At 71.8% G+C, this 25,417-nt stretch carries 25 protein-coding genes and 1 pseudogene; 10 read left to right on the plus strand and 16 right to left on the minus strand.

The genetic code is table 11. From position 1 onward, the window contains the following. Positions 1–289 precede the first annotated feature (289 nt). From ACWDA7_RS02355 to ACWDA7_RS02390, 8 genes are all read left to right on the plus strand, one after another. Positions 290–1,363 carry a nitronate monooxygenase gene (locus tag ACWDA7_RS02355; RefSeq protein WP_450602361.1) on the plus strand — a complete coding sequence of 358 codons (1,074 nt, stop codon included), beginning with the start codon at positions 290–292 and terminating at the stop codon, positions 1,361–1,363. Then, the gene (locus ACWDA7_RS02360; protein WP_450602362.1) at positions 1,360–2,100 is read left to right on the plus strand and encodes a 16S rRNA (uracil(1498)-N(3))-methyltransferase; all 741 of its coding nucleotides are present in this window, start codon (positions 1,360–1,362) and stop codon (positions 2,098–2,100) included. The genes ACWDA7_RS02355 and ACWDA7_RS02360 overlap by 4 nt, the downstream gene beginning before the upstream one ends. A 15-nt stretch (positions 2,101–2,115) precedes the next feature. Next, positions 2,116–2,508 (plus strand): VOC family protein, encoded by a 393-nt coding sequence (locus ACWDA7_RS02365; RefSeq protein WP_450602363.1) that lies wholly within the window; start codon positions 2,116–2,118, stop codon positions 2,506–2,508. Between the two features lie 129 nt (positions 2,509–2,637). Beyond that, entirely contained in the window at positions 2,638–3,198 is a 561-nt protein-coding gene (locus ACWDA7_RS02370; RefSeq protein ID WP_450602364.1) for a hypothetical protein, read from the plus strand. Positions 3,199–3,269: 71 nt separating this feature from the next. After that, positions 3,270–6,476: a S41 family peptidase gene (locus tag ACWDA7_RS02375; RefSeq protein ID WP_450602365.1), complete on the plus strand. Its 3,207-nt coding sequence runs from the start codon at positions 3,270–3,272 to the stop codon at positions 6,474–6,476. Positions 6,477–6,635: 159 nt separating this feature from the next. Then, complete coding sequence (locus tag ACWDA7_RS02380; RefSeq protein WP_450602366.1) at positions 6,636–6,989, plus strand: histidine triad nucleotide-binding protein; 354 nt, start codon at positions 6,636–6,638, stop codon at positions 6,987–6,989. Between the two features lie 6 nt (positions 6,990–6,995). After that, positions 6,996–7,901 (plus strand): ribonuclease Z, encoded by a 906-nt coding sequence (locus tag ACWDA7_RS02385; protein ID WP_450602367.1) that lies wholly within the window; start codon positions 6,996–6,998, stop codon positions 7,899–7,901. Between the two features lie 20 nt (positions 7,902–7,921). Beyond that, on the plus strand, positions 7,922–8,920 hold the full coding sequence (locus tag ACWDA7_RS02390; protein ID WP_450602368.1) for an adenosine deaminase: 999 nt from the start codon (positions 7,922–7,924) through the stop codon (positions 8,918–8,920). On the opposite strand, the gene ACWDA7_RS02395 is transcribed toward ACWDA7_RS02390, so the two are convergent. After that, complete coding sequence (locus ACWDA7_RS02395) at positions 8,917–10,260, minus strand: MFS transporter (protein WP_450602369.1); 1,344 nt, start codon at positions 10,258–10,260, stop codon at positions 8,917–8,919. The two genes, ACWDA7_RS02390 and ACWDA7_RS02395, sit on opposite strands and share 4 nt — an antisense overlap. 209 nt (positions 10,261–10,469) lie before the next feature. Beyond that, on the minus strand, positions 10,470–11,252 hold the full coding sequence (locus tag ACWDA7_RS02400; RefSeq protein WP_450602370.1) for an IclR family transcriptional regulator: 783 nt from the start codon (positions 11,250–11,252) through the stop codon (positions 10,470–10,472). A gap of 117 nt (positions 11,253–11,369) precedes the next feature. Between ACWDA7_RS02400 and ACWDA7_RS02405 the strand changes: the two genes are divergently transcribed. Further along, entirely contained in the window at positions 11,370–12,512 is a 1,143-nt protein-coding gene (locus ACWDA7_RS02405; RefSeq protein WP_450602371.1) for a carbohydrate kinase family protein, read from the plus strand. Positions 12,513–12,540: 28 nt separating this feature from the next. On the opposite strand, the gene era is transcribed toward ACWDA7_RS02405, so the two are convergent. Next, entirely contained in the window at positions 12,541–13,500 is a 960-nt protein-coding gene (gene era, locus ACWDA7_RS02410) for a GTPase Era (RefSeq protein ID WP_359391091.1), read from the minus strand. Between the two features lie 278 nt (positions 13,501–13,778). Here era and ACWDA7_RS02415 point away from each other — a divergent pair, with 278 nt between their 5' ends. Continuing rightward, positions 13,779–14,117 (plus strand): P-II family nitrogen regulator, encoded by a 339-nt coding sequence (locus ACWDA7_RS02415; RefSeq protein WP_450602372.1) that lies wholly within the window; start codon positions 13,779–13,781, stop codon positions 14,115–14,117. Here ACWDA7_RS02415 and ACWDA7_RS02420 read toward each other — a convergent pair. From ACWDA7_RS02420 to ACWDA7_RS02480, 13 genes and pseudogenes are all read right to left on the minus strand, one after another. Then, positions 14,014–15,033 (minus strand): annotated as a pseudogene (locus ACWDA7_RS02420) (WxL protein peptidoglycan domain-containing protein); the annotation flags it as partial. The gene ACWDA7_RS02415 and the pseudogene ACWDA7_RS02420 overlap by 104 nt on opposite strands. Positions 15,034–15,120: 87 nt before the next feature. Further along, a complete protein-coding gene (locus tag ACWDA7_RS02425) occupies positions 15,121–16,440 on the minus strand; it encodes a beta-xylosidase (RefSeq protein WP_450602373.1) in 1,320 nt (439 codons plus the stop codon). 210 nt (positions 16,441–16,650) lie between these two features. Then, positions 16,651–17,004: a cytidine deaminase gene (locus ACWDA7_RS02430; RefSeq protein ID WP_450602375.1), complete on the minus strand. Its 354-nt coding sequence runs from the start codon at positions 17,002–17,004 to the stop codon at positions 16,651–16,653. Positions 17,005–17,046: 42 nt separating this feature from the next. Continuing rightward, a complete protein-coding gene (locus tag ACWDA7_RS02435) occupies positions 17,047–17,406 on the minus strand; it encodes an MmcQ/YjbR family DNA-binding protein (RefSeq protein ID WP_450602376.1) in 360 nt (119 codons plus the stop codon). After that, a complete protein-coding gene (locus ACWDA7_RS02440) occupies positions 17,403–18,710 on the minus strand; it encodes a hemolysin family protein (RefSeq protein ID WP_361000189.1) in 1,308 nt (435 codons plus the stop codon). Before ACWDA7_RS02440 ends, ACWDA7_RS02435 begins: the two co-directional genes overlap by 4 nt. Beyond that, positions 18,707–19,204: an rRNA maturation RNase YbeY gene (ybeY, locus tag ACWDA7_RS02445; RefSeq protein ID WP_359391103.1), complete on the minus strand. Its 498-nt coding sequence runs from the start codon at positions 19,202–19,204 to the stop codon at positions 18,707–18,709. The genes ACWDA7_RS02440 and ybeY overlap by 4 nt, the downstream gene beginning before the upstream one ends. A gap of 12 nt (positions 19,205–19,216) precedes the next feature. Next, entirely contained in the window at positions 19,217–20,296 is a 1,080-nt protein-coding gene (locus tag ACWDA7_RS02450) for a PhoH family protein (RefSeq protein WP_359391105.1), read from the minus strand. Positions 20,297–20,458: 162 nt separating this feature from the next. Next, positions 20,459–20,806, minus strand: a complete 348-nt coding sequence (locus ACWDA7_RS02455; protein WP_450602503.1) for a PIN domain-containing protein — start codon at positions 20,804–20,806, stop codon at positions 20,459–20,461. A 47-nt stretch (positions 20,807–20,853) separates the two neighbouring features. Next, positions 20,854–21,093, minus strand: a complete 240-nt coding sequence (locus ACWDA7_RS02460) for a type II toxin-antitoxin system CcdA family antitoxin (protein WP_359391107.1) — start codon at positions 21,091–21,093, stop codon at positions 20,854–20,856. 41 nt (positions 21,094–21,134) lie between these two features. Further along, entirely contained in the window at positions 21,135–22,403 is a 1,269-nt protein-coding gene (locus ACWDA7_RS02465) for an MFS transporter (protein ID WP_450602504.1), read from the minus strand. After that, on the minus strand, positions 22,400–23,722 hold the full coding sequence (locus ACWDA7_RS02470; protein WP_450602378.1) for a GH1 family beta-glucosidase: 1,323 nt from the start codon (positions 23,720–23,722) through the stop codon (positions 22,400–22,402). The genes ACWDA7_RS02465 and ACWDA7_RS02470 overlap by 4 nt, the downstream gene beginning before the upstream one ends. Before the next feature lie 88 nt (positions 23,723–23,810). Then, positions 23,811–24,077, minus strand: a complete 267-nt coding sequence (locus ACWDA7_RS02475) for a protealysin inhibitor emfourin (protein ID WP_450602379.1) — start codon at positions 24,075–24,077, stop codon at positions 23,811–23,813. Between the two features lie 33 nt (positions 24,078–24,110). After that, entirely contained in the window at positions 24,111–25,181 is a 1,071-nt protein-coding gene (locus ACWDA7_RS02480) for a M4 family metallopeptidase (protein ID WP_450602380.1), read from the minus strand. Between the last annotated feature and the right edge of the window lie 236 nt (positions 25,182–25,417).

Below are 25,417 nucleotides of genomic sequence, written 5' to 3' on the forward strand. Positions count from 1 at the left end.
GGCGTCGGTGACGCACCCGGCGCCGCGGTGGCCGTACTGGAGGCTGCCGTGCCGAAGCTCCCGCTTCGGCCTGAACGGCATCGTTCTCGATCTCTCCACTTCGCTCGAGCAGGGGTACTTCCTGACGGGCCGGTTGCGCCTGGACTGGGCTGAATCGTGCCGCCCGTGGACCGGATCGTGCCGATCGCGGACGTCCGGCCACCACCTCTGACCCGCTGCCTCTTCCCCTGGCATATGCCAGGGGACGGCCGGATTCGGACTTGTTCCAAGGACGTGGCAACATGCCGTCATGTCCTCCGCGCTGACCGATCTTCTCCGTCATCCGATCGTGCAGGCCCCCATGGCGGGCGGCGTCTCCGTCCCCGCTCTCGCCGCGGCCGTGTCCGACGCCGGCGGCCTGGGGTTCCTCGCCGCCGGCTACAAGACCGCCGATGGGATGTACCAGGAGATCAAGCAGCTCAGGGGGCTGACGGGCAGCGCCTTCGGGGTGAACCTGTTCATGCCGCAGCCCGACCACTCCGACCGCGCCGCCGTCGAGGTCTACGCCGAGCAGCTCGCCGGCGAGGCCGCCTGGTACGAGACCGAACTGGGCGATCCCGACAGCGGACGCGACGACGGCTACGACGCCAAGCTGGCCGTCCTCCTCGACAACCCGGTCCCCGTGGTCTCCTTCCACTTCGGGGTGCCCGAGCCGGGGGCCCTGGACTCCCTTCGGCGTGTGGGCACCTTCACGCTGGTCACCGCGACGACCGCGGACGAGGCCCTCGCGGTGCAGGAGGCGGGCGCCGACGCGGTGATCGTGCAGGGTGTCGAGGCCGGCGGCCACCAGGGCACCCACCGGGACATCCAGGAGAACGACGGGTCCGGCATCGGACTGCTCTCGCTCGTCGGGCAGGTGCGCGAGGTCGTACGGATCCCGATCGTGGCGGCCGGCGGCATCATGCGCGGCAGCCAGATCGCCGCGGTGCTCGCGGCGGGCGCGAGCGCGGCGCAGCTCGGCACCGCGTTCCTGGCCACGCCCGAATCCGGCGCGCACCCCCTGCACAAGCAGGCGCTGACCGACCCGCTCTTCGTCCGCACGGAGCTGACGCGCGCGTTCTCCGGACGCCCGGCACGCGGTCTGCTCAACCGGTTCATGCGCGAGCACGGGCCCTACGCGCCCGCCGCGTACCCCGAGATCAACCACCTCACCTCGACGCTGCGCAAGGCGGCCGCCAAGGCGGGCGACGCGCAGGGCATGGGGCTGTGGGCCGGGCAGGGGCACCGTCTGGCCCGCGAACTGCCCGCCGCGCAGCTGGTGGAGGTGCTCGCGGCGGAACTCGCGGCGGCGACAGCGTTGTCGAGGGGAGGTGCCGGGCGATGACGGCTCCCGTCTTCGTCGTGGAGCAACTCGACGGAATCGGACCGGAGTTCGTACTCGACGGGCCGGAGGGGCGGCACGCCGTCTCGGTGAAGCGGCTGCGGCCCGGTGAGGACGTGGTCCTCACCGACGGGCGCGGACGGTGGACCGAAGGGGTGGTGAAGGCGGCCGAGGGCAAGGACCGGCTGGTGGTCATGGACCTGGAGTCCCTGCATGAGGAGCCCCCGGCGCCCGTTCGCATCACCGTCGTCCAGGCCCTGCCCAAGGGCGACCGGGGCGAGTTGGCCGTGGAGACCATGACCGAGGTCGGGGTGGACGCGATCGTCCCGTGGGCGGCGGCCCGGTGCATCACGCAGTGGAAGGGCGACCGCGGGCTCAAGGCGCTCGGCAAATGGCGGGCAACCGCCCGGGAGGCGGGCAAGCAGTCCCGCCGGGTGCGCTTCCCCGAGGTCGCGGACGCGGCGACCACCAAGCAGGTCGCGGCACTCCTCGCCGAAGCCGATTTCGCCGCGGTCCTGCACGAGAGCGGCGACGAGCCCCTGGCGACCGTGGAGCTCCCCACCCGGGGTGAGATCGTGCTGGTCGTCGGACCCGAGGGAGGCGTCGCCCCGGAGGAGCTGGCGCAGTTCGGGGAGTCGGGTGCGCGGGCGTTCCGGCTGGGGCATACCGTCCTGCGGACATCGACCGCGGGGACCGTGGCGGCCGCGCTGCTGCTCGGCCGCACGGGCCGCTGGTCCTGACATCCGGGGAACGCCGTGGAACTCGCCCAAGTACGGCTGCTGGTCACCGACTTCCCCCGCTGCTACCGGTTCTACGCCGAGGTCCTCGGCCTCGAACCCCAGTCGGGAGCGGTGAACGGGCCCTACGAGAAGTTCAGCCCCGCCACCGGCTCGGCGGGCATCGCGCTGCAGGACCGGGCGATGATGGCCGGGATCCTCGGCGAACTGGGTGAGGAGCCGGTGGGCCACCGCTCACTGGTGGTGCTGCGCGTGGACGACCTCGACGCGTACTGCGAGCAGGCGACGTCCCGCGGCGCCACGGTGGTGCACGGTCCGGCCCCGATGACCGACCGCATGCGTGTCGCCCATCTCAGGGATCCCGAGGGGAACCTGATCGAGCTTCAGGAGTGGCTGCTGCTCCGCCCCTGACGGCGCGTCGGCAGAGGGCCCGCAGCGATTCCGCCCCATCGGAACCGCTGCTCGCACCGGGGAACACGGGCTCCCGGGTGGCCGTATGCGCCCTACCGTCGACGGCGCGAGGGTGGCAATCTGCCGTCCATGGTGGCATTGAGACGTATTGGGCGGCGGCCGGCGGGGCGGCGGGCCGTGGTGGTCACCGGCGTCGTGGCGGCCGTCATGGGCGGAGTCGTGGCCTGCCAACCCGGCGATCTCGGGTCCGTCTCGGTGGCGTACACGACCGACCGGACCGCCACACAGGAGTTGGAGCGGCAGCACGTGAAGGTGCGCTGGCTCAGCTGTACGGGCACCTACGGCAACGGCGGCAGGAGCGCCGTGTCCGCGAGGACGCCCGCGCCCTCCGAGACCACCGTCGTCACCGTCGACTGCCAGGGGCGCACGGACGACGACAGGGACATCACCGTCAAAGGCCGTGTCACCCGTGCCGTCGACGGCGCCTGCGTGCGCGGGGACTTGAGGGCCACGGTGGGCGGCAGGCAGGTGTTCCACGTCCGGGGCCTCGGCGACTGCCACGCGGCCACACCGGCGCCGCCCGTCTCCTTCCAGCCGGCCGCACCCGGGCAGCCCGGCCCAACCGTCACCGTGACGAGGACGATCTGGTGCCAGGGCGATCCCACCTGCTGGCCGGTGCGGGGCAAGTGACGGATGCACGGGACCGGATCATGTGGGGTAAACCCCTGTTCGAGAGCGGGATCGCTGCTTAGGGTGACCTGGTGACTCAGTCCGCATCGCGCGCGTATCTACGGTTCCCGCATCTGCACGGCGAGTTGGTCGCCTTCACCGCCGAGGACGACGTCTGGGTCGCTCCCCTCGACGGCGGCCGCGCCTGGCGGGTCAGCGCCGACAACGTCCCGGTCAACCATCCCCGCATATCTCCGGACGGTACGACCGTCGCCTGGACCTCGACCCGCGACGGCGCGCCCGAGGTCCATATCGCCCCGATCGACGGCGGCCCGGCCAAGCGCCTGACGCACTGGGGCAGTTCGAAGACCCAGGTGCGCGGCTGGACCCCTGAGGGCGAGGTGCTCGCCCTGAGCACGGTCGGCCAGGCCTCGCTGCGCCGCACCTGGGCGCGCACCGTACCGCTCGACGGCGGACCGGCCACCACACTGCCGTACGGCCCCGTCGGCGAGGTCGCCCACGGTCCGGCCACGGTGCTGCTGTCGGCGCCCATGGGCCGTGAGGCCGCCCACTGGAAGCGGTACCGGGGCGGCACCGCGGGCAAGCTGTGGATCAACCGGGAGGGCGAGGGCGAGTTCGTACGGCTGCACGAGGACCTCGACGGGAACATCGAGTACCCGGCATGGGTGGGCGAGCGCATAGCCTTCCTCTGCGACCACGAGGGCACCGGGGCGGTGTACTCGTCGCTCGCCGACGGTTCGGACCTGCGGCGGCACACCCCACTCGACGGTTTCTACGCCCGGCACGCCGCCACCGACGGCACCCGCGTCGTGTACGCCGCCGCCGGCGAACTCTGGCTCCTCGACGACCTGGAGGGGGCTGAGCCCCGGCGGCTGGACATCCGGCTCGGCGGCCAGCGCATCGACGTCCAGCCCTACCCCGTGAGCGCCGCCCGCTGGTTCGGAGCCGCCTCGCCCGACCACACCGGGCGCGGCAGCGCGGTCTCCGTGCGGGGTGCCGTCCACTGGGTCACCCACCGCGCGGGCCCCGCCCGTGCGCTCGCCGCCGAACCTGGCGTACGGGCCCGGCTGCCGCGCGCCTTCCGCGCCGATGGCGAGGAGTGGGTGGTGTGGGTGACGGACGCGGAAGGCGAGGACGCGTTGGAGTTCGCGCCCGCCACCGGCCTGCTGCCCGGTGCCGTCCCGCGCCGGCTCGCGGCCGGGCGGCTGGGACGGGTGCTGGGGCTCGCGGTGGCGCCCGACGGCAGCCGGGTCGCGGTCGCGGCACACGACGGACGGGTGCTGCTCGTCGAGCGGGACAGCGGTGAGGTGCGCGAGGTCGACCGCAGCGAGGACGGGGAGGTCACCGGGCTCGTCTTCTCGCCGGACTCGGCATGGCTGGCCTGGTCGCACCCCGGTCCGCGCCCGCTGCGCCACCTCAAGCTCGCCAACACGGCCGACCTCTCGGTGACGGAGGCGACCCCGCTGCGCTTCCGGGACTATTCACCGGCGTTCACCCTGGACGGCAAGCACCTGGCGTTCCTTTCGGCACGCTCCTTCGACCCGGTCTACGACGAACACGTCTTCGACCTGGCGTTCGTGGGCGGCTCGCGGCCGCACCTGATCACCCTCGCCGCGACCACCCCGTCCCCGTTCGGGCCGCAGCGCCACGGCCGTCCCCTCGCGGCGCCCGAGAAGGACGAGACGCCCGACAGTGAGGGCGCACCCACGACCCGGATCGACCTGGACGGGCTGGCCGACCGGATCGTGCCCTTCCCGGTCGAGGCCGCGCGCTACTCCGGGCTGCGGGCCGCCAAGGACGGGGTGCTGTGGCTGCGGCACCCGGTGCGCGGGGTGCTCGGTGCCTCGCGCGCCACGCCCGACGATCCGGACCCCAAGACGGAGCTGGAGCGCTACGACCTCGTCCAGCAGCGCATCGAGCACCTCGCCGCGGACGCCGACCAGTTCGCGGTCAGCGGTGACGGCAAGCGGGTGCTGCTGTGGACCGACGGCAAGCTCAAGGTCGTGCCGAGCGACCGGCGGGCCCCCAACGACGACGACAGCGACGCGAACGTCACCGTCGACCTGTCGCGGGTACGGCAGACAGTCGACCCCGCGGCCGAGTGGCGGCAGATGTACGACGAGACCGGCCGCCTGATGCGGGACAACTTCTGGCGGGCCGACCTGAACGGGGTCGACTGGCAGGGCGTACTGGACCGGTACCGGCCGGTGATCGCCCGGGTCGCCACGCACGACGACCTCGTGGACCTCCTCTGGGAGGTCCAGGGAGAGCTCGGCACCTCGCATGCGTATGTCACACCGAACGGCCACGGGCCCGGCGCGGACCGGCGGCAGGGGCTCCTCGGGGCCGACATCTCCCGCCACGAGGACGGCGGCTGGCGGATCGACCGCGTGCTGCCCTCGGAGACCTCCGACCCGGCCGCCCACGCGCCACTGGCGGCGCCCGGCGTCGCCGTACGGGCCGGGGACGCGATCATCGCGGTCGGCGGTCAGCCGGTGGACCCGGTGACCGGGCCCGGGCCGCTGCTGGTCGGCACGGCGGGCACACCGGTGGAGCTGACGGTGTCACCGGCGGGCGGCGGCGATCCGCGGCACGTCGTCGTCGTGCCGATCGCGGACGAGGAACCGCTCAGGTACCACGCGTGGGTGGCGGACCGGCGGGCGTACGTGCACGAGAAGTCCGGTGGGCGGCTCGGCTATCTGCATGTGCCGGACATGCAGGCGCCCGGCTGGGCCCAGATCCACCGCGACCTGCGGATCGAGGTCGCCCGGGAGGGGCTGGTGGTGGACGTCCGGGAGAACCGGGGCGGGCACACCTCGCAGCTGGTCGTGGAGAAGCTCGCGCGGCGGATCGTCGGATGGGACCTACCGCGCGGGCTGCGAGCGTACAGCTACCCCGAGGACGCCCCGCGCGGGCCCGTCGTCGCCGTCGCCAACGAGTTCTCGGGCTCGGACGGGGACATCGTGAACGCGGCGATCAAGGCGCTCGGTATCGGAACGGTCGTCGGGACCCGCACCTGGGGCGGCGTCATCGGCATCGACAGCAAGTACCGGCTGGTGGACGGCACGCTGGTGACCCAGCCGAAGTACGCGTTCTGGCTGGAGGGTTACGGGTGGGGCGTGGAGAACCACGGGGTCGATCCGGACGTCGAGGTGGTCCAGGCTCCGCAGGACTACGCGGCCGGACGGGACGCCCAGCTGGACGAGGCGGTGCGGAGGGCGCTGGCCGCACTGGAGGAACACCCGTCGAAGACCCCGCCGGAGCTGTCGCCGCTGTGATCCGTCGCAGCGCCGTGTACCCCCCGGCCGCGGCACCGGCGTAGGGGCGCGCCCGGTCCGCCGCACGACGGCGGTTGTTCCGTGCCCGCCCCTCTCCGGGCGGGCACGGAAGGCCGATACGATGCCGTCGTCATGATCAGTCTGTGCGAGGAGGCACCCATGGCGGGAGAGCCGCAGGACGACTGCCTGTTCTGCAAGATCGTCGCGGGGCACATCCCAGCGACGATCGTCCGGGAGACCGACACCACCGTCGCCTTCCAGGACATCAACCCCCAGGCGCCGACCCACATACTGATCATTCCCCGGGTCCACTACCCGGACATCGCCTCCCTCGCCGTCGCCGAACCGGCCGTCGCCGCCGACCTGCTGCACGAGGCCGGCGAGGTCGCCGCGCAGGAGAAGCTCGAGAGTTACCGCGTCGTCTTCAACACCGGCAGCGGCGCAGGACAGACCGTCTGGCACGCGCACGGCCACGTTCTCGGCGGTCGCGGCATGCAGTGGCCCCCCGGGTAAGGCGCCGTGTCCGCACGTGAACTGGTGGTCCTGGGCACCGCCAGCCAGGTCCCGACCCGGCAGCGCAACCACAACGGCTACCTGCTGCGGTGGGACGGGGAGGGCATCCTCTTCGATCCCGGTGAGGGCACCCAGCGGCAGATGCTCCGGGCCGGGGTCGCCGCCCACGACCTGCGCCGGATCTGTATCACCCACTTCCACGGAGACCATTCGCTGGGGCTAGCCGGGGTCATCCAGCGCATCAACCTGGACAAGGTGCCGCACAGGATCACCGCGCACTATCCGCGGTCCGGGCAGCTCTTCTTCGAGCGGCTGCGGTACGCGACGGCCTACCGGGAGACCGTGCAGCTGGCCGAGGAACCGGTCGCCGAGGACGGTGTGCTCGCGACGACCCCCGCGTACACGCTCGAAGCCCGCCGGCTGTCCCACCCCGTGGAGTCGTTCGGGTACCGGCTTGTCGAGCCCGACGGGCGGCGGATACTGCCCGAGCGGCTCGCCGAGTACGGGATCAAGGGCCCTGACGTGGGCCGTATCCAGCGCGAGGGCTCCCTGGACGGGGTCCCGCTGGAAGCCGTGAGCGAGCCACGGCGCGGTCAGCGGTTCGCGTTCGTCATGGACACCAGGCTGTGCGACGGGGTGCACGCCCTCGCCGAGGGCTGCGACATGCTCGTCATCGAGTCCACCTTCCTCGACGAGGACGAGGAACTCGCGGCCGAGCACGGCCATCTGACGGCCAGTCAGGCAGCTCAGGTGGCCCAAGAGGCCGACGTGCGGCATCTGGTCCTCACCCACTTCAGCCAGCGCTACTCGGAGCCCGAGGAGTTCGAGCGGCAGGCCCGGGCCGCCGGCTTCGAAGGGGAGCTGACCGTGGCGCACGACCTGCTCAGGGTGCCTGTCCCGAAACGCACCTGACCGGGCCTTACGATGCTTCGATGCCCCTCCCCAAAGCTGAACTGCACCTCCACATCGAAGGCACCCTCGAACCCGGACTGGCCTTCGCGCTGGCCGCGCGCAACGGCGTCGCACTGCCCTACGCCGACGCGGACGCGCTGCGCGAGGCCTATGCCTTCGAGGACCTCCAGTCCTTTCTGAACCTGTACTACGAGCTCATGGCCGTGCTGCGGACCGAGCAGGACTTCGAGGACCTCGCGAACGCCTATCTGGAGCGGGCCGCCGCGCAGGGTGTGCGGCATGCCGAGATCTTCTTCGACCCGCAGGCCCACATCGTCCGGGGCGTCGACATGGGCACGGTCGTCGAGGGGCTGTGGCGGGCGCTCGGCCGCAGCGAGGAGAACCACGGGGTCTCCACTCAGCTGATCATGTGCTTCCTGCGGGACAAGTCCGCCGATTCGGCCCTCGAGACGCTCGAGGCCGCCAAGCCGTACCTCGACCGGATCGCCGGCGTCGGCCTCGACTCCGCCGAGGTCGGCCACCCGCCGGTCACGTTCCGCGAGGTCTACGAGGCCGCAGCCGCCCTCGGGCTGCGCCGGGTCGCGCACGCCGGTGAGGAAGGGCCGCCGGAGTACATCACCGAGGCCCTCGACGTCCTCGGGGTGGAGCGCATCGACCACGGACTGCGCTGTATGGAGGACCCCGCGCTCGTGGAGCGGCTGGTGCGCGAGCGCGTGCCGCTGACGCTGTGCCCGCTGTCCAACGTCCGGCTGCGGGCCGTGGACACCCTGGCGGACCACCCGCTGCCCGCGATGCTCGACGCCGGGCTGCTGTGCACCGTCAACTCCGACGATCCCGCGTACTTCGGCGGCTACATCGGGGACAACTTCCACGCCGTACGCGACACCCTCGGCCTGACCGAGGAGCGGATGCGCGAGCTGGCCCGCAACTCCTTCGCCGCCTCCTTCCTGGAGCACGACGAGGAGCGGCGGGCGCGCTATCTGGCCGAGGTGGACGCGTACGAGTTCGGCGGGCGCTAGACGGTTCCGGGCCCCGGTGCGGCGGTCGCCTGCCGGGGTCCGGCCGTGTCGTACTCCTCTCGCGCCGTCACCGCCGTCGCGTCGAGCGGGAACTCCACGACCGTCTGCTCCGGTGCGCCGGCCGCTGGTACCGCACCCGAGGGGGTGCCCGTGGTGACGGCCACCACGACCGCCGAGGTGCGCCGGCGTGCCGCGCCGGGCAGCAGGGGACGGCCGCCGGTGTGCAGGGCGACCGCGGTCAGCGGGAGCGTGATGACCAGCAGGCCGGCGGCGAGGATCGTGCCCATCGCCGGGAAGCCCGCCTGCGCGGACAGCAGGCTGCCGGCCAGGGGGCCCGCCGCGGTGCCCAGCGAGGACGCCGAGCCGACCAGGACGGCCCAGCGGCCGCGGCTGTCGAGGGAGGCGGCCAGACCGATCAGATACGACAGCACGATCGGGTAGAGCGTGTTCCAGGCGATCTCGCCGGCCGCGAAGGTGCCGAGGCCGTTGGCGGAGGCGCTGAGCGCGATGCAGCCGGCGATGAGCGCGGTACCCGCGCCGATGGGCACCGCGCGGCCGAGGCGCGGGCCGAGCACGCTCGCACCGATCACGCCGAGCAGCCCGGCGCCGAGCGCGACCGCGAAGACCGCGCCGACGGTGACCTCCGAGAGGTGCGCCTGGGTGAGCCCGATGCGCCCGCTGACGCCCCACAGGGAGTTCTGGGCGAGGGACCAGCACAGGATCCCGGCCGCGAGGACGAGCCCGGAGCGGGCACGGGGCAGGCGGCCCGTCGCGCCCGTCCCGCGGGCAGGCGTCGCCGACCGGGCCGGACCGGCGAGGCGGCCGGTCGCGGGCCACACCAGCAGCGCGGTGAGCGCGAGCGCGGCCAGCGGGAGACCGTGGCCCGGCCCGAGGTGGGGGACCGTCAGATAGACCACCCCAGCGAGCGCGGAGACGCCGAGCAGGCCCAGGGTGGAGGCGCGGTGCGGGTCGCGGTGGGCGGCGATTCCGGTCGCGGCGACCGTGGTGGCCGTACCCGAGCCGAATCCGCCCGCGACCGCTCCCGCGACGACCACCGGGATGCTGTGGCTGAGTGCGGCCGTGCCGTACCCGGCGGCGGCGAGCAGCAGCCCCGCACGCGCGAGCCGGCGGGTACCGATGCGGTGGACGTGGGCGGCGAGCAGAAAACCCGCGCAGGCCGAACTCAACAGCAGGGCGCTGCCGATGGAACCGGCCTGGGTCGGGGACAGCGGCAGGCCGGAATCGAGCCTGCCGACCGTGGTCGGCAGCAGATAGGCGGCGAGGTACCCGGCCGTGAAAAGGGCGACGAGGGGCCAGGGCGGGGCGGGGCGGGAGGACACGGGCGTTCCAGGGCGTGCGGGATGGGCGGCTGAAAAAAGGGGGGGTGGGCGCCGTCCGTCGACCGACAGGAACGTGCGGGAAATTTGTATCAAGCACGCGGTTCGAGAAGAAGCTCAGGGTGTGTGATCTGGATCACTTTTCAGTTTGAGGCTGATGGCGGCGGGTAGACACTCGATTTTTCGAATGATCATCGCCGGATGTCCCCGTGTCAGCGCCAGTGCGGAGCCCCGGCGCGGGGTGCCGCGACCCCCTCGATCCGGTCCCGCACCTCGCGCATCACGGCGACGATGCGCTCCTCATGACCCGGCGTCAGCCGGGCCACCGGCACCGAGCAGCTGATGGCGTCCTGGGCCGGGGTGTCGTAGCGGAGCGCGAAGCCGAAGCCGACGATGCCGAGGACGCTCTCCTCGCGGTCGACGGAGTGGCCGCGCTCGCGGATCGCGGCGAGGTCCGCCAGTAGCGACGCGTGCGTCGTGTGCGTCTGCGGGGTGAGCGCCTCGTACGGGCCGGCGGGCACCGCCTCGTCCGGCCGTTCCGCCAGCAGCGCCTTGCCGAGCGCGCCCGCGTGCGCGGGCAGCCGCCGGCCCACCCGGCTGATCGTCCGAAGGTATTCGTGCGATTCGCGCGTCGCCAGATAGGCCACGTCCGTGCCGTCGAGCCGTCCCATGTGGATTGTCTCGCCGAGCGCCTCCGACGCCTCGTCGAGATACGGGCGCACCGACCGGACCCGCGGGTCGGAGTCCAGATAGCTCGTGCCCGTCAGCAGGGCGTGGATACCGATGCCGTAGAGGGAGCCCGTGACGTCCGTGCGCACCCACCCCCGTGCGATGAGGGTCTGCAGCAGGGCGTACATCGAACTGCGCGGCACCGACAACTGGTCGGCCAGCTCCTGCAGGCGCGCCGGACGGTCGCCGCGTGCGGCGAGCACCTCGAGCAGCTCCACCGTGCGCGCGGCCGACTTCACCTCGCGGACGCCCCCTGTCTCTGACATGCGCCGATGGTAATCCGGGGCGGCGGCGCCACCCGGCCCCCGGGCAGTCGTCGACGGGCCTGCATCCGCCTCTCTTGGTGCACACTGGCTGGATCCGCACCATGTCAGGGAGCCACCGTGACCTCGACCACCGGAGAGGGACCGCACCGCCATCCCCACATCGGGGAGGACCCGCACCACCATCCCGACTTCGATCCCCTGACCGCTCTGCGCGCGCCCGGGGACCCGCCCTGGGACGTCTATCTCACGGGAACGGTCTTCCTCGACATCATCTTCACCGGGCTCGACTCCGCTCCGGTGCGCGGAACCGAGTCCTGGGCGCGCGGGATGGGTTCGAGCCCCGGCGGCGTCGCCAACATGGCCGCCGCGCTGGCCCGCCTCGGCCTGCGGACCTGCCTGGCGGCCGCCTTCGGCGACGACCACTACGGCGAGTACTGCTGGGACGAACTGGAGCAGGGCGAGGGCATCGATCTCTCCACCTCGCGCCGGGTCTCCGGCTGGCACTCGCCGGTCACCGTCTCCATGGCGTACGAGGGCGAGCGCACCATGGTCTCCCACGGCCACGAACCGCCGCCGGAGGAGCCCGCCCCCGCCTGCCCGCCCCGCGCCCGCGCCGCCGTCGCCTCGCTGACGCCGGGCCGACCCGCCCCCTGGATCGCCGAGGCCGCCAAGAAGGGCACCCGTGTCTTCGCCGACGTCGGCTGGGACGGCACCGGCGCCTGGGACCTGGCCGGACTCACCGATCTCGAGCACTGCGAGGCGTTCCTGCCGAACGCGGAGGAGGCCATGCGGTACACGGGCACGGACTGCCCGCGCGCCGCCGCCCGTGCGCTGACCGACCATGTGCCGCTGGCCGTCGTCACCCTCGGCGCCGAGGGTGCGTACGCCGTGGACGGGCGCACCGGGGAGTCCGCCGGCGTGCCCGCCATCGCCGTGGAAGCACTCGACCCCACGGGGGCGGGCGACGTCTTCGTGGCCGGGTTCGTCACCGGCACGCTGGCCGAGTGGCCGCTGGCCGACCGCCTCGCCTTCGCGGGTCTGACCGCCGCTCTGTCCGTGCAGGAGTTCGGCGGCTCGCTCTCGGCGCCCGGCTGGTCCGAGATCGCGGCGTGGTGGCGCCGGGTGCAGTCGTACGAGGACCAGGACCCCGCGGCGCTCAGCCGCTACGCGTTCCTGGAAGGGCTCGTCCCCGAGGCGAGCGTCGAGCCGTGGCCGCGCCGCAGGGCCGTGCCGACCATCGGGTTCCGCCGCCCGGCGTGAGTGGTCGCGGAGTTCGGGGCGAGGCCCGTCAGAAGCCCAGCCGCCGCAGCTGCTTGGGGTCCCGCTGCCAGTCCTTGGCCACCTTCACATGGAGGTCGAGGAAGACCGGGGTCCCGAGGAGTGCCTCGATGTGCTTGCGGGACTTCATGCCGACTTCCTTCAGGCGCTTGCCCTTCGGCCCGATGATGATCCCCTTCTGGCTGGGCCGCTCGATGTAGAGGTTCGCGTGGATGTCGAGGAGCGGCCGGTCCGCCGGGCGGTCCTCGCGCGGCAGCATCTCCTCCACCACCACGGCGATCGAGTGCGGCAGTTCGTCACGCACACCCTCGAGCGCCGCCTCGCGGATCAGCTCGGCCACCATGACCTGCTCCGGCTCGTCCGTCAGATCGCCCTCGGGGTAGAGCGCGGGGCCCTCGGGCAGCAGCGGGATCAGCAGGTCCGCCAGCAGGTCCACCTGCTTGGCCCCGACCGCCGACACGGGCACGATCTCCGCCCACTCGATGCCGAGCTCCTGGCCCAGCCGGTCGATCGCGATCAACTGCTCGGCCAGGGTCTTGGAGTCCACGAGGTCGGTCTTCGTGACGATCGCGACCTTGGGGGTCTTCTTGATCCCCGCCAGTTCCTTGGCGATGAAGCGGTCACCGGGGCCGATCTTCTGGTCGGCGGGCAGGCAGAAACCGATCACGTCGACCTCGGCCCAGGTCGTGCGGACCACGTCGTTGAGCCGCTCGCCCAGCAGCGTGCGCGGTTTGTGCAGACCGGGGGTGTCGACCAGGATCAGCTGCGCGTCCGGGCGGTGCACGATGCCCCGCACCGTGTGCCGCGTCGTCTGCGGCCGGTTCGAGGTGATCGCCACCTTCTGCCCGACGAGAGCGTTCGTGAGGGTGGACTTGCCGGCATTGGGACGGCCCACGAAACAGGCGAATCCCGCCCGGTGGACGGCCTCGGTCGGCTCGGAGGACTGGGTGCGAACGCTCATGGCGCCCATTCTCCCTGATCCACGGAGCCCCGCCGCACGGCCGAGCGCCCCCAGGCCCGGTGAGAGTACGGGAACCCCCGGGTACCACGGAACGTCACCGGGACAACCCCGTACGGAACCGGAAAACGCGGTCATGCCCCCGGGTCCTCCCGCGACCGGGGAGCAGGAGCCCACCCGCCGGGACCTTACGGCGCACGCCGGGACCGCCTACGATCGCGGCGTCCAGGGCCACGGAGCCCGGGTCTCCCGCTTCGCCCCGCCCCCGCGCAGAAGGTCACGTGCCCGGCATGAAGCTCATCACCGCGATCGTCAAGCCGTTCCGCCTCGACACGGTCAAGGCGGCCCTCCAGGAACTCGGTGTGCACGGACTGACCGTGACCGAGGCGAGCGGCTACGGACGCCAGCGGGGCCACACCGAGGTGTACCGGGGGGCCGAGTACCGGGTCGACGTCGTGCCCAAGGTCCGGATCGAGGTCGTGGTGGAGGACTCGGAGGCCGACGCCGTCATCGACGCGATCGTGCGGGCCGCCCGGACCGGGAAGATCGGGGACGGGAAGGTGTGGGCGCTGCCGGTGGAGACGGTCGTACGAGTACGGACCGGCGAGCGCGGCCCCGACGCCCTCTGACCGTCAGCCACCCCGCCACGGCCCCCGCCGCGGCCGCCACCGCCACCACCAGCCACGGGAGCGCGACAAAGGACGTGCCCGCCGACTCGCGGGTGTCCTTCGCGCTCGCCGTCACCGTGACCTCGCCCCAGTCGAACTGGGGGGCGCCCCGCCACGGTTCGGTGAGCCGCACGCGCTGGCCGGGCAGCAGCTCCGGGGGAACCTTGGCAAGGCGACGGGCAAGGAGCGTACGGCCGAAGAGGCCCGTCGCCCGCAGCTCCACCGCCGGGTCGAGGGTGACGTTGCCGGTGTTGTGCAGGGTGTAGGTGACGGTGGCCGTGCTGTCCCCGAGGCCGGGAACCAGGGGCTGGTGGTGGCTGAGGCGGACATCCTCGACGGCGATGGCGGCGAGGGTGGGGCCGCCGACCCGGAGGTAGACGCGGGCGCCGACGGCCTGCTGCACACCGAGTGCGAGGGAGCCGTTCCCCCGGTCGACGCGCTCGTCCAGCGCCACCAGGGCGCCCGGGTGGTCGCCCGGTTCGGCGTCCTTGGGCACCCGGAGCGTGAAGGGAATGATGACCGCGCGGTGCGCGGGAACGGTCACCCGGTCCTTCGCGGGCTTCGCCCAGGCGCCCACCCCCCGCTGCCTCTCCGTGAGCGTCCGCACGGCGAACCCGCCGTCGCGCACGGTGTTGTAGGCGTCGGCCGCGTACAGCCGGAAGGTGAGCGGCTTCCCGGTCTTGTTGGCGACGACCACCTTGTCGTCGAGGGTCGTTCCCGGGTCGGCGGAGAGATAGAAGTACGGGCGTGCGGCGAGCTGCGAGGAGGCGGGGTAGACCGACCAGCCGCCGTTGTCGGCCGCGTGGGCGGGCACCAACGCGGTGGCGAGGAGGAGGGACAGCAGGAGAGTCAGGAGCGGGGCGTTCGGCTTGCGCATGGGTGCGGACCCCCGGGAAGGAGGCGGACGGGCGGGTGCGGGCCCCGGTGCGAGGGCCGCCCGGCCGCTGGGCGAGATGAACCGGACTCAGGTGAGGGTGAGCGTCAGTACGCCGGAGTACGACCCGGGCGGGGTGAACGCGGGGACGTCCAGCGAGAGCCCGGCGTCGACGGTGAACTCACCGCCGGTGAGCGTGCCGTCGGGCGTGGACGCCAGGGTCGCGCCCGAAGCGCCCACCGCACCTGCCGAGCCGGCCCGGCAGGTGCTCGGGCTGCCCGCCTTGGTGGCGCAGGCGGGGGTCCAGCTCAGCCGTCCGGCGTCGATCCTGGCCCCGGGCCCGGTGAAGTCGGTCACCTTGCCGGTCAGGGACCAGCCCGCGGGTCCGCCGCGGAAGTCCTTGACGGTCACCGTCTGCAGGGCGCCCTGCGAGGCCCCGCCCTTGCCGAAGTCGACCGAGGACAGTTGCACGCTGTCCCCGGCCTGCGACATCGACAGGGTGCCGGCCTTCACCGCGGCGGTGAGCTTCTGGCTGTTCGCCGGGACGGGTGTGTCGTCCACGACGGTGTACGCGGCGGGACCGGCTCCCTTGTCCTGGCTCCAGGCGCCGCCCTCGTAGGCCACGACACCGGTCGTCGTCGTGTCGTTCACGACGAGCGAGCCGCTGAAGCCGCCCTGCGCGTCCGCGGTCACGGCCGCCGTGTCCGCGGTCTGCGTGGCACCGGACCGACCCGCCAGTGTCACGGTCGCGCCCGGGGTGAAGTTGCCGCCCGTGACGGTGACGCTGTCGCCGGGCTTCCCGGAGGCCGAACCGAGAGTGATGGCACGGTTGTTGACGGGGATGGAGTCCGTCGCGGTGACCGTCTCGGAGACGGGCGCGGGCGGCTGGGTGACCGTGCAGGGGGTGTCCAGCTCGAGGATGTAGCTGGTGTGGATGTTGTAGTCGCCCGGCGAGAGCGTGATGGCGCCGGGCGAGGTGACTGTGAAGGTGCCGGTCATGCTGAACGACGGGAAGGCGCCCCGGCCCGGCACCGGATCGTTCTTCTTGGGTCCGGTGACGGTGACGTTGCCCGTCTGCGCCCCGCCGAGGGTGACCTTGCCGGTGGGCGTCATGATGTCGGCCGGCAGGGCGAGATCGGTGGGGTTGCTCGCGGCGGGCGTGACCACCGTGTAGGTCACGGCGACCGTGTCACCGACCTTGGGGGCGGCGTTGTCCACCGTGATCTTCGCGGTGGTGGTGCCGTCGATCGGCGGGATGCCCGCGATCGCGGGCGGGATGCAGTGGGTGGGGAAGTCCACCTGCTGCGGGGCGGCTCCGGCCGGGCAGGTCAGGGCGCCTGTGCCGGCGACGGCCAGAGCGGTCACCGCGAGCACCGAGGCCCAGCGGCGTCTTCGGGTTTGTAAAGCCATGATGGCCCCCTCGTGTGATTGCGGGCGCGGCGGCTCTTCCGCACCGACAGGGGGCATTGATGTGCGGGCCGTGTGAGAAGTCAATGGAGATGCGGCAAGTGGACTGACGGTCCGTCAGTTCGTCCTGTGCAAGGGCGGTTGCCGCCCCGTGTCCGGACGGAAGGCAACGGCCGCCGTCCGCCGGGACAGCGGCCGCGGCCGTACGGGGCCTCAGCCCGCCGTCACCGTCACCCGGACCGTCCCGTCGAGACCGGCCACGAGCACCGGCGTCTGCGGTCCACCGAGGTCCCGCACCGCCGCCCGGTCCTCCGCGGACGCGGACTCCGACTCGGTCACGACCGCCGCCGCCTCAAGGGACTTCGCCCCGGACGCCACCGCCATGGCCACCGCCGTCTGCAGCGCGCTCAGCTTCAGGGAATCGAGGGCGACGGTCCCGGCGACATACGTACGCCCGGTCTCGTCCCGCACGGCGGCACCCTCGGGCACTCCGTTGCGGGCCCGCGCGGAACGGGCCAGGGTGACGATCTTGCGGTCCTCGGGGTCGAGCGCGTTGCTGTCGGTCATGCCCCGAGCATACGAAGAACGGGTCGCTCGAGGCGGCCCGGGTCAGGGCCGGTCGAGGCGGAGGCGGTCGGCTCTCGGCAGTCCGGCGACCACCAGGTCGTACGAGTCCTCGACGAGCTCCCGGACCAGGCGGTCCGGAAGCTCGCCGTCCACGGTGACGGTGTTCCAGTGGCGCTTGTTCATGTGGTAGCCCGGGATGATCAGACCGGGGTGCTCGGCCCGCAGCCGCACCGCGTCGTCCGGGTCGCACTTGAGGTTGACCGTCAGGGGCCGCGCGTCCAGGTGCGTCAGGGCGAAGAGCTTGCCGAGGACCTTGAAGACCGAGGTGTCCGGGTTGAACGGGAAGTCCTCGACGACCGCGTTGAAGGACAGGCAGAACGCGCGCAACTCCTGGGGGGTCATTCCGGTTTCGGCTCCTCCTCCGGGGGCTCGACCGGGCCCACCGGCTCCGCCAGCACGGTCACGATCTTGTTCCGGCGGCCGGCCGCGGCCTCCGCGGTCAGCCGGAGTTCCCGCCCGTCGGGCAGTTCCACCACCGACGAGGCACCGGCGATGGGCACCCGGCCCAGCGCCTTCGCGAGCAGTCCGCCGACCGTCTCCACGTCCTCGTCGTCGAACGCCTCGAGCCCGTACAGCTCGCCGAGGTCCCCGATGTCGAGACGGGCCGTGACCCGGTAGCGGTCCCCGCCCAGCTCCTCGACCGGCGGCAGCTCGCGGTCGTACTCGTCGGTGATCTCGCCGACGATCTCCTCGAGGATGTCCTCGATGGTGACGATCCCGGCCGTGCCGCCGTATTCGTCGATGACGACGGCGACGTGGTTGCGTTCCTTCTGCATCTCGCGCAGCAGGTCGCCCGCGTTCTTGGTGTCGGGCACGAATGTGGCCGGCCGCATGGCGGTGGACACGAGCTCGGACTCGGCGTCCCGGCTGATGTGCGTCTTGCGGGCCAGGTCCTTCAGATAGACGATGCCGACGATGTCGTCCTCGCTCTCGCCGGTGACCGGGATGCGCGAGAAGCCGGACCTCAGGGCCAGGGTCAGCGCCTGGCGGATGGTCTTGTAGCGCTCGATGACCACCAGGTCCGTCCGCGGGACCATCAGCTCCCGCACGAGGGTGTCGCCCAGCTCGAACACCGAGTGCACCATGCGGCGCTCCTCGGCTTCGATGAGGGACTCCTTCTCCGCGAGGTCGACGAGTGCGCGCAGCTCCGCCTCGGAGGCGAAGGGGCCGCGCCGGAAGCCCTTGCCGGGGGTGAGGGCGTTGCCGATGAGGATGAGCAGGGGCGGGATGGGGCCCATGATCCGGGCCAGCGGCACCAGGACGTACGCGGCCGCCGTCGCCGTGTTCAGCGGGTGCTGGCGGCCGATGGTGCGCGGGGAGACGCCGACGGCGACGTACGACACGAGGACCATGACCGCGATGGCGATCAGGAGCGCCTCGGCGGTGTCGGAGAACTCTTGGAGGCAGGCGTACGTCACCAGCGCGGCGGCGGCCATCTCGCAGGCCACGCGGACCAGCAGCGCCACATTGAGGTAGCGGGTCGGGTCCGCGGCGATCTGGGCGAGCTTGGCGCTGCCGCGCCGTCCGCTGCGTACAGCCTCCTCGGCGCGGAAGCTGGAGACGCGCGCCAGGCCCGCCTCCGCGCAGGCGGCGAGCCAGGCGACGACGATCAGGGCGATCGCGCCGAGGACCAATTGGGGATTCATGAGACGGTCGGGGCCGGTGACGGGCCGGTCATGCCCTTCTCCGCGCGCCAGCCGTCCACGATGGCGGCCTGGAGGCCGAACATCTCGGCCTTCTCGTCGGGCTCCTCGTGGTCGTAGCCGAGCAGGTGCAGCACGCCGTGCACGGTCAGGAGCTGGAGCTCCTCGTCCATGGAGTGCTGCGTCACCGCCTCGGCGCCCTGCTTGGCGGCGACCTCGGGGCACAGCACGATGTCGCCGAGCAGGCCCTGGGGCGGCTCCTCCTCGTCCTTGGCCGGCGGCCGCAGCTCGTCCATCGGGAAGGACATGACGTCCGTCGGCCCCGGCAGCTCCATCCACTGGACGTGCAGCTGCTCCATGGCGTCGGCGTCCACGACGATCACCGAGAGCTCGGAGAGCGGGTGGATGCGCATCCTCGCGAGCGCGTAGCGGGCGATGTCGAGGATCGCCTGCTCGTCGACCTCGGTACCGGACTCGTTGTTGACGTCGATCGACATGGTGCTGCTGGTCTACTTCCCCTTGTGCGCGTGTCCGGCTTTGCCGCGTCCGGCCGGCTTGTGCGTGCCGTTCTCGGTGCCGTTCTCGCTGTCGTACTTCTCGTAGGCGTCGACGATACGGCCGACGAGCTTGTGCCGTACGACATCGCGGGACGACAGCCGGGAGAAGTGGACGTCCTCCACGCCCTCCAGGATCTCCTGGACCTGCCGCAGACCGCTCTTGGTCCCGTTCGGAAGGTCGACCTGGGTCACGTCACCCGTGATCACGATCTTCGAGTCGAAGCCGAGGCGGGTGAGGAACATCTTCATCTGTTCGGGGCTCGTGTTCTGGGCCTCGTCCAGGATGATGAAGGCGTCGTTGAGTGTCCGGCCACGCATGTAGGCCAGCGGCGCGACCTCGATCGTCCCGGCGGCCATGAGCCGCGGGATCGAGTCGGGGTCGAGCATGTCGTGCAGCGCGTCGTAGAGCGGGCGCAGATACGGGTCGATCTTCTCGTACAGCGTGCCGGGCAGGAAGCCGAGGCGCTCGCCCGCCTCGACCGCCGGGCGGGTCAGGATGATGCGGTTGACCTGCTTGGACTGCAGGGCCTGCACCGCCTTGGCCATCGCGAGGTAGGTCTTGCCGGTACCGGCCGGCCCGATGCCGAAGACGATCGTGTGCTTGTCGATCGCGTCCACGTAGCGCTTCTGGTTGAGCGTCTTGGGACGGATCGTGCGGCCGCGGGAGGAGAGGATGTTCTGTGTCAGCACCTCCGCCGGGGTCTCAGATCCGTCGCCCTCACCGTCGTCGCTCGCCCTGAGCATGGCGATCGAGCGTTCCACTGCGTCCTCCGTCATCGGCTGCCCGGTGCGGAGCACCAGCATCATCTCTGCGAACAGGCGCTGGATCAGGGCGACATCCGCCGGGTCGCCGACCGCGCTGATCTCATTGCCCCGGACATGGATGTCGACCCCCGGGAAGGCCGTCTCGATCACGCGCAGCAGGGAGTCACCGGAACCCAGCACCATCACCATGGGGTGCTGAGCAGGGACGGTGATCTGCGTTCTCGCCTGCCCCTGCGCGGGGGTGTGAGCTGTGGGTGTCTGAGTCATGGGCCGGCTCTGTAGGCCTGCGATTCCTCCTCCGTAGGGCCGCGCAGCTGCGGGCGGCCTCGCGGTTTCAAGAGTACGACGCGGCATGGACAGAGCCGTAGGACTTTTCCGTGTGCTTGTACGACAGCACCTGCGTCACCGGGCCGGCGCCGCCCCGGCCGGTCAGAGCGCGACGATCCTGACGCGGCTGCCGCACACCTTCCGCATGTCGTCGGCGTCGGAGGTGAGGACCGCCACCGGGCCGGGCTGGCGGAGGGCGGCCTCGGCGACCGTGGCGTCGATGGCGTACTTGTGGCCGTGCAGGCCGGCTTCCTTCAGGAGCTCGGCGGCGGCCTTGGCGGCCGTCTCGGTGACGGGTTCGACCTTGATGCGGGACAGCGCCCGGTTCAGGCGCGGCATGCTGGTGCCCTCGTGAGTGACTTCGATGATGGTGTTGGCCGATACGACCAGGTTCGCCTCCGTGAGGGTCAGCGCCTTGAACAGGGCGACGGTCTTTCGGTCCTGTGCCATCCAGGCCGAGAGGCCTTCGCAGTCGAGGACGAGGGTGGCGATCGGTGTCACGCGGCTTCCTGGTTCGAGGGTGCGGTGCCGTTGAGGCGGGCGAAGGCCTCGGCCATCTCCTCCTCTGTGAACGCGCCGTGCTCCTCCTCGTAACGCCGCAGGTCCTCGGCCAGGAGTTCGCGTCTGATCTTGGCTGCCAACGCCTCAGCCGCGAAGCCGGAGATGTTGTCGGTAAGCCCTCGCGCCGCCTCCAAGAGCTCTTCCGGAACGGTGATCGTGATCTTCTTCGTCGCCACAAGAAGACCATACCGCGGTATGGCGTCTTCTGTCCCGGCTTTCAGTCCACCCCTCTGATCCGCCCCACCAGCACCGCCCCGGCCAGCCCGATCACCGCCGCCATCAGGTACAGGACCCGGTAACCGCCCAGGTGGGTCACGATCGGCGCCGCCAGGGCCGGGGCCGCGACCTGGGGGAGGGCATTGGCGACGTTGATGATCCCGAGGTCCTTGCCGCGGTCCAGCGCCCTCGGCAGGACGTCGGTCATCAGCGCGAAGTCGACCGAGGTGAAGACCCCGAACCCGACGCCCAGGACCGCGGCCGCGACGACCGTGCCCGGCCAGGTCTGCCAGCCGGACAGGACGGTCGTGGCGATGGCCATCAGTACGCCCGACCAGATCACGAACGGCTTGCGGCGGCCCACCCGGTCCGACCAGACCCCGCCGACGACGACCGTGGCGAGGAGGGTCACACCGTTGACCGCGGTGAGGACGAGCACGCCCTGGTCGGGATCGGCATAGTGGAGGCGGTCGCGCAGGTAGTAGAGCAGGTACAGCAGCACCAGCGCGTTGCTGAGGTTGATCAGGAAGCGGGTCAGCCAGGCCCAGCCCAGGTCGGGATGGCGGCGGGGACTGAGCCAGAACCCGGTCAGGAAGGCTCGCCGGGACCAGGGCGGCCGGTCCGCCGCGGACAGTCTGAGATCCCTGTGGCGCAGTACGTACGGCAGCACGCCCGCCATCGTGAACACCGCGCACGCCGCGTAGCCCGCGGCGACGCCCCCGGCCACGGTCGCCAGGCCCGTGCCGCCGACCACGCCGAGGATCTGGGCCGCGCCCAGCCAGCCTCCCACCGAGCCCCGCTGGGACCGCGGCACCCGGTCGGGAACCGCCGCCGTCACGGCCGCGAAGGCGGCGTTGAGCGTCAGCTGGACCAGGCACCAGCCCAGCGCCATGGTCCACGGGCCACCCGCGTCGGCGAGCAGGAGCAGCGACAGCGCCCCGCCCGCCGTCCCGGCCACGATCCACGGCGTACGCCGGCCCCAGCGGGCCGTGGTGCGGTCCGAGAGCGCCCCGAAGAACGGGTTCGCGAGCAGCGACACCACCGCGCCCGCGCCCGTGACCCAGGCCAGCATCGTCTCCTTGGACATGCCGGAGCCGGGCGCGAAGTCCTTCGCCTGGGAGGCGAGCAGAATCTGCAGCGGGCCGTACCAGCCGACCCAGATGGCCGCGTTGGCGAGGGACAGGGCCGCGGTCCAGCTCCGGCCGACCCGCTCGACGGGCTCGGCGAGCGCGTCCGCGGGCCGCTCGGCAGGCCGCTCGTCCGTCGTCATCTTCGCGCCCGCAGAGCGTCGCGCAGCCATGCGTACGACGCCTTGGGGGTCCGCGCGATCGACCCGTCCTCGAAGTTCACGTGCACCAGCCCGAAGCGCTGCGCGTACCCCTCGGCCCACTCGAAGTTGTCCAGGAGCGACCACACGAAGTAGCCGCGCACATCGACCCCCGCCTCCACCGCACGGTGCAGCGCCCGGATGTGGCCGTCCAGGTAGGCGATGCGCTCCTGGTCGTCGACGCCCTCGTACGAGCAGCCGTTCTCGGTGATGAGGATGGGCGGGAGCCGGTCGCCGTAGCGCTCCCGGAAGCCGGTCAGCAGCTCGGTCAGCGCCTCGGGGACCACGGGCCAGCCGAAGTCCGTCACCGGGTGGCCCTCGATCTCCCGCACCGAGAAGGGCAGCCCGGCGGGGAGCGTGAGGCCGCCGAACTCGATCTCCGCGCCCTGCGGGGCGCCCACTCTCACCGGCGCGTAGTAGTTGATCCCGTACCAGTCGACCGGCTCCGCGATCACCTTCAGATCGGCCTCGACGTCGCCGGGCAGCAACGCGCCGATGCCCTCGGGGTATTGGCCGAGCAGGAGGGGGTCGGAGAAGAGCCGGTTGAGCAGGACGTCGTAGAACTCCGCCGCCTCCACGTCCTCCTGGCTCTTGGAGGCCGGCCACGTCGGCCCGTGCGAGTTGGCGATCCCGATGTCCGCCGCCCCGGCCGCGCGCAGCGCCCGGACGGCCAGGCCATGGGCGAGCAGCTGGTGGTGGGCCACCGGCAGTGCGCCGAACATCAGCCGCCTGCCCGGTGCGTGGGCGCCGAGCGCATGGCCCAGCAGGGTGTGCTCGGCGGGCTCGTTGAGGGTGATCCACTTGGTGACGCGGTCGCCGAGCCGCTCGGCGACGACCGACGCGTACTCGGCGAACCGGGACGCCGTGTCCCGCTCCAGCCAGTCCAGTGAGGCCGGCAGGTCCCAGTGGAACAGGGTCGGCACCGGGCGCACTCCGGCTCCGCACAGCTCGTCGACCAGCCGGTCGTAGTAGTCGAGGCCGCCGGGTGAGTTCACCCGGGGCCAGGAGATGGAGAAGCGGTAGGCGTCCACGCCGAGGCCGGCCAGCAGCGCCACGTCCTCGCGGTAGCGGTGGTAGGAGTCGCAGGCCACCGCCGCGGTCGAGCCGTCCTTCACCCGCCCCGGCTCGGCGGTGAACGCGTCCCACACGGAGGGCTCGCGCTCGCCGGCCGCCCCCTCGATCTGGTGGGCCGAGGTCGACACGCCCCACAGGAAGCCGGCCGGGAACTGAGGTATCGGGTTCGTCACCATGCGCCGGATCATCCTTACCGTTGGTAACGGAAGTCAACGGCCAGGCGTGAACTGCCACTTGTATCCCGGGAGGCCGGATCGGGCGCCTCCCGGGGACGGATCAGGCGCCTTCTTTGAGCACCCGGGAGATCAGCGTCCGCTGCTCCTCGGTCAACCGGGGGTCCGCGCAGTACACGGTCCTGCCGTCCACGCTGATCTCGTAGCTGAAGCCGTCCGGCACGCTGGCCGGCGGCACGCCCCGGCCGGCGGCCAGTGCCCGCTCGGCCAGGGCGTGCCACTCCTGGGCGTCGGCCCGTCCCGAGGTCTCCACCTCGGCCCGGCGCTCGATGCCCGCGAACCCGCCCGTACGCCTCACCCGAATACGCATGGGACCTGTCTAGTACGAGACGGGCGCCCGGGGCTACGAGGTCGGCACCCCGACCTGCTCCCAGGCCTTGAGGACCGCCTCCTGCTCCTCGCCGCCGTCGCTGTAGCGGGTCTTGGCCGCCGCCGCCGTCAGCTTCGCGAAGTCCGCGAAGTCGGCGTCCGGCTGCAACTCCCCGCCGGTCAGCACGTCGTACCAGATCTGCCCGGCCCTTTCCCAGGCGTGTCCGCCCAGCGCGTTGGCCGCCAGGTAGAAGGCGTGGTTGGGGATGCCGGAGTTGATGTGCACCCCGCCGTTGTCCTGGCTGGTCCGCACATAGCCGTCCATCGTCGCGGGCTGCGGGTCCTTGCCGAGGACGTCGTCGTCGTACGCGGTACCCGGCTCCTTCATCGAGCGCAGCGCCTTGCCGGTGACGCGGGGAGCGAGCAGCCCGGCGCCGATCAGCCAGTCGGCGTCGGCGGCGGTCTGACCGAGGGTGTACTGCTTGATCAGCGAGCCGAAGACGTCCGAGAGCGACTCGTTGAGGGCGCCCGACTGGCCGAAGTAGGTCAGGTTCGCGGAGTACTGGGTGACGCCGTGGGTGAGCTCGTGGCCGATGACGTCCACCGGGATGGTGAAGTCGAGGAAGATCTCGTTGTCGCCGTCGCCGAAGACCATCTGCTCGCCGTTCCAGAAGGCGTTGTCGTAGTCCTCGCCGAAGTGCACGGTCGCGTCCAGCGGCAGCCCCTTGCCGTCGATGGAGTCGCGGCCGTACGCCTGCCGGTACAGCTCGAAGGTGGCGCCGAGGCCCGCGTAGGCCCGGTTGACCGAGGCGTCCTGGCCGGGTTCGTCGCCCTCGCCGCGAACCTTCCTGCCGGGCAGGTTCTGCTGGTGCCCGGCGTCGTAGACGGTGCGGTACGGCTGGCCGACCGGGTGCTCGGCCGGGGTCGCGGCGGGCGCGCCGAGGACCGTGGTCAGCCGGCGGCGGGTGCGCTCCAGGGCGTCGCGCTCCAGGGTGCGGCGCGCGGGAGTGGCGACGGAGGAGTCCTCGTGCTGCGCGAGTTTGTCGAGGACGTGCGGCGGCACGATGGTGCAGAAGACGGGCTCAAAGCCCCCGTTGGTGGTCATGTTCGGCACCATTGCACTCCGTCACTACTCTGTCACCATCCGCAACCATGATTGGTGAAAAGCCGCGACTTCGAGCCGCCGGTTCCGGGGTGAGGTGCTATGACCCCCGATCCCGGCCGCTGTGAGCTGACGCACCTTTTGTCCGAATTGCCTCCCCGGTCCCGCATACTGATACGGGCCTTCGTATCCGGCACGGCTCGGCTAGCATGCGGAGCATCATGCGTTTCGGGCTGCTC

Source organism: Streptomyces sp. NPDC001156 (assembly GCF_053598275.1).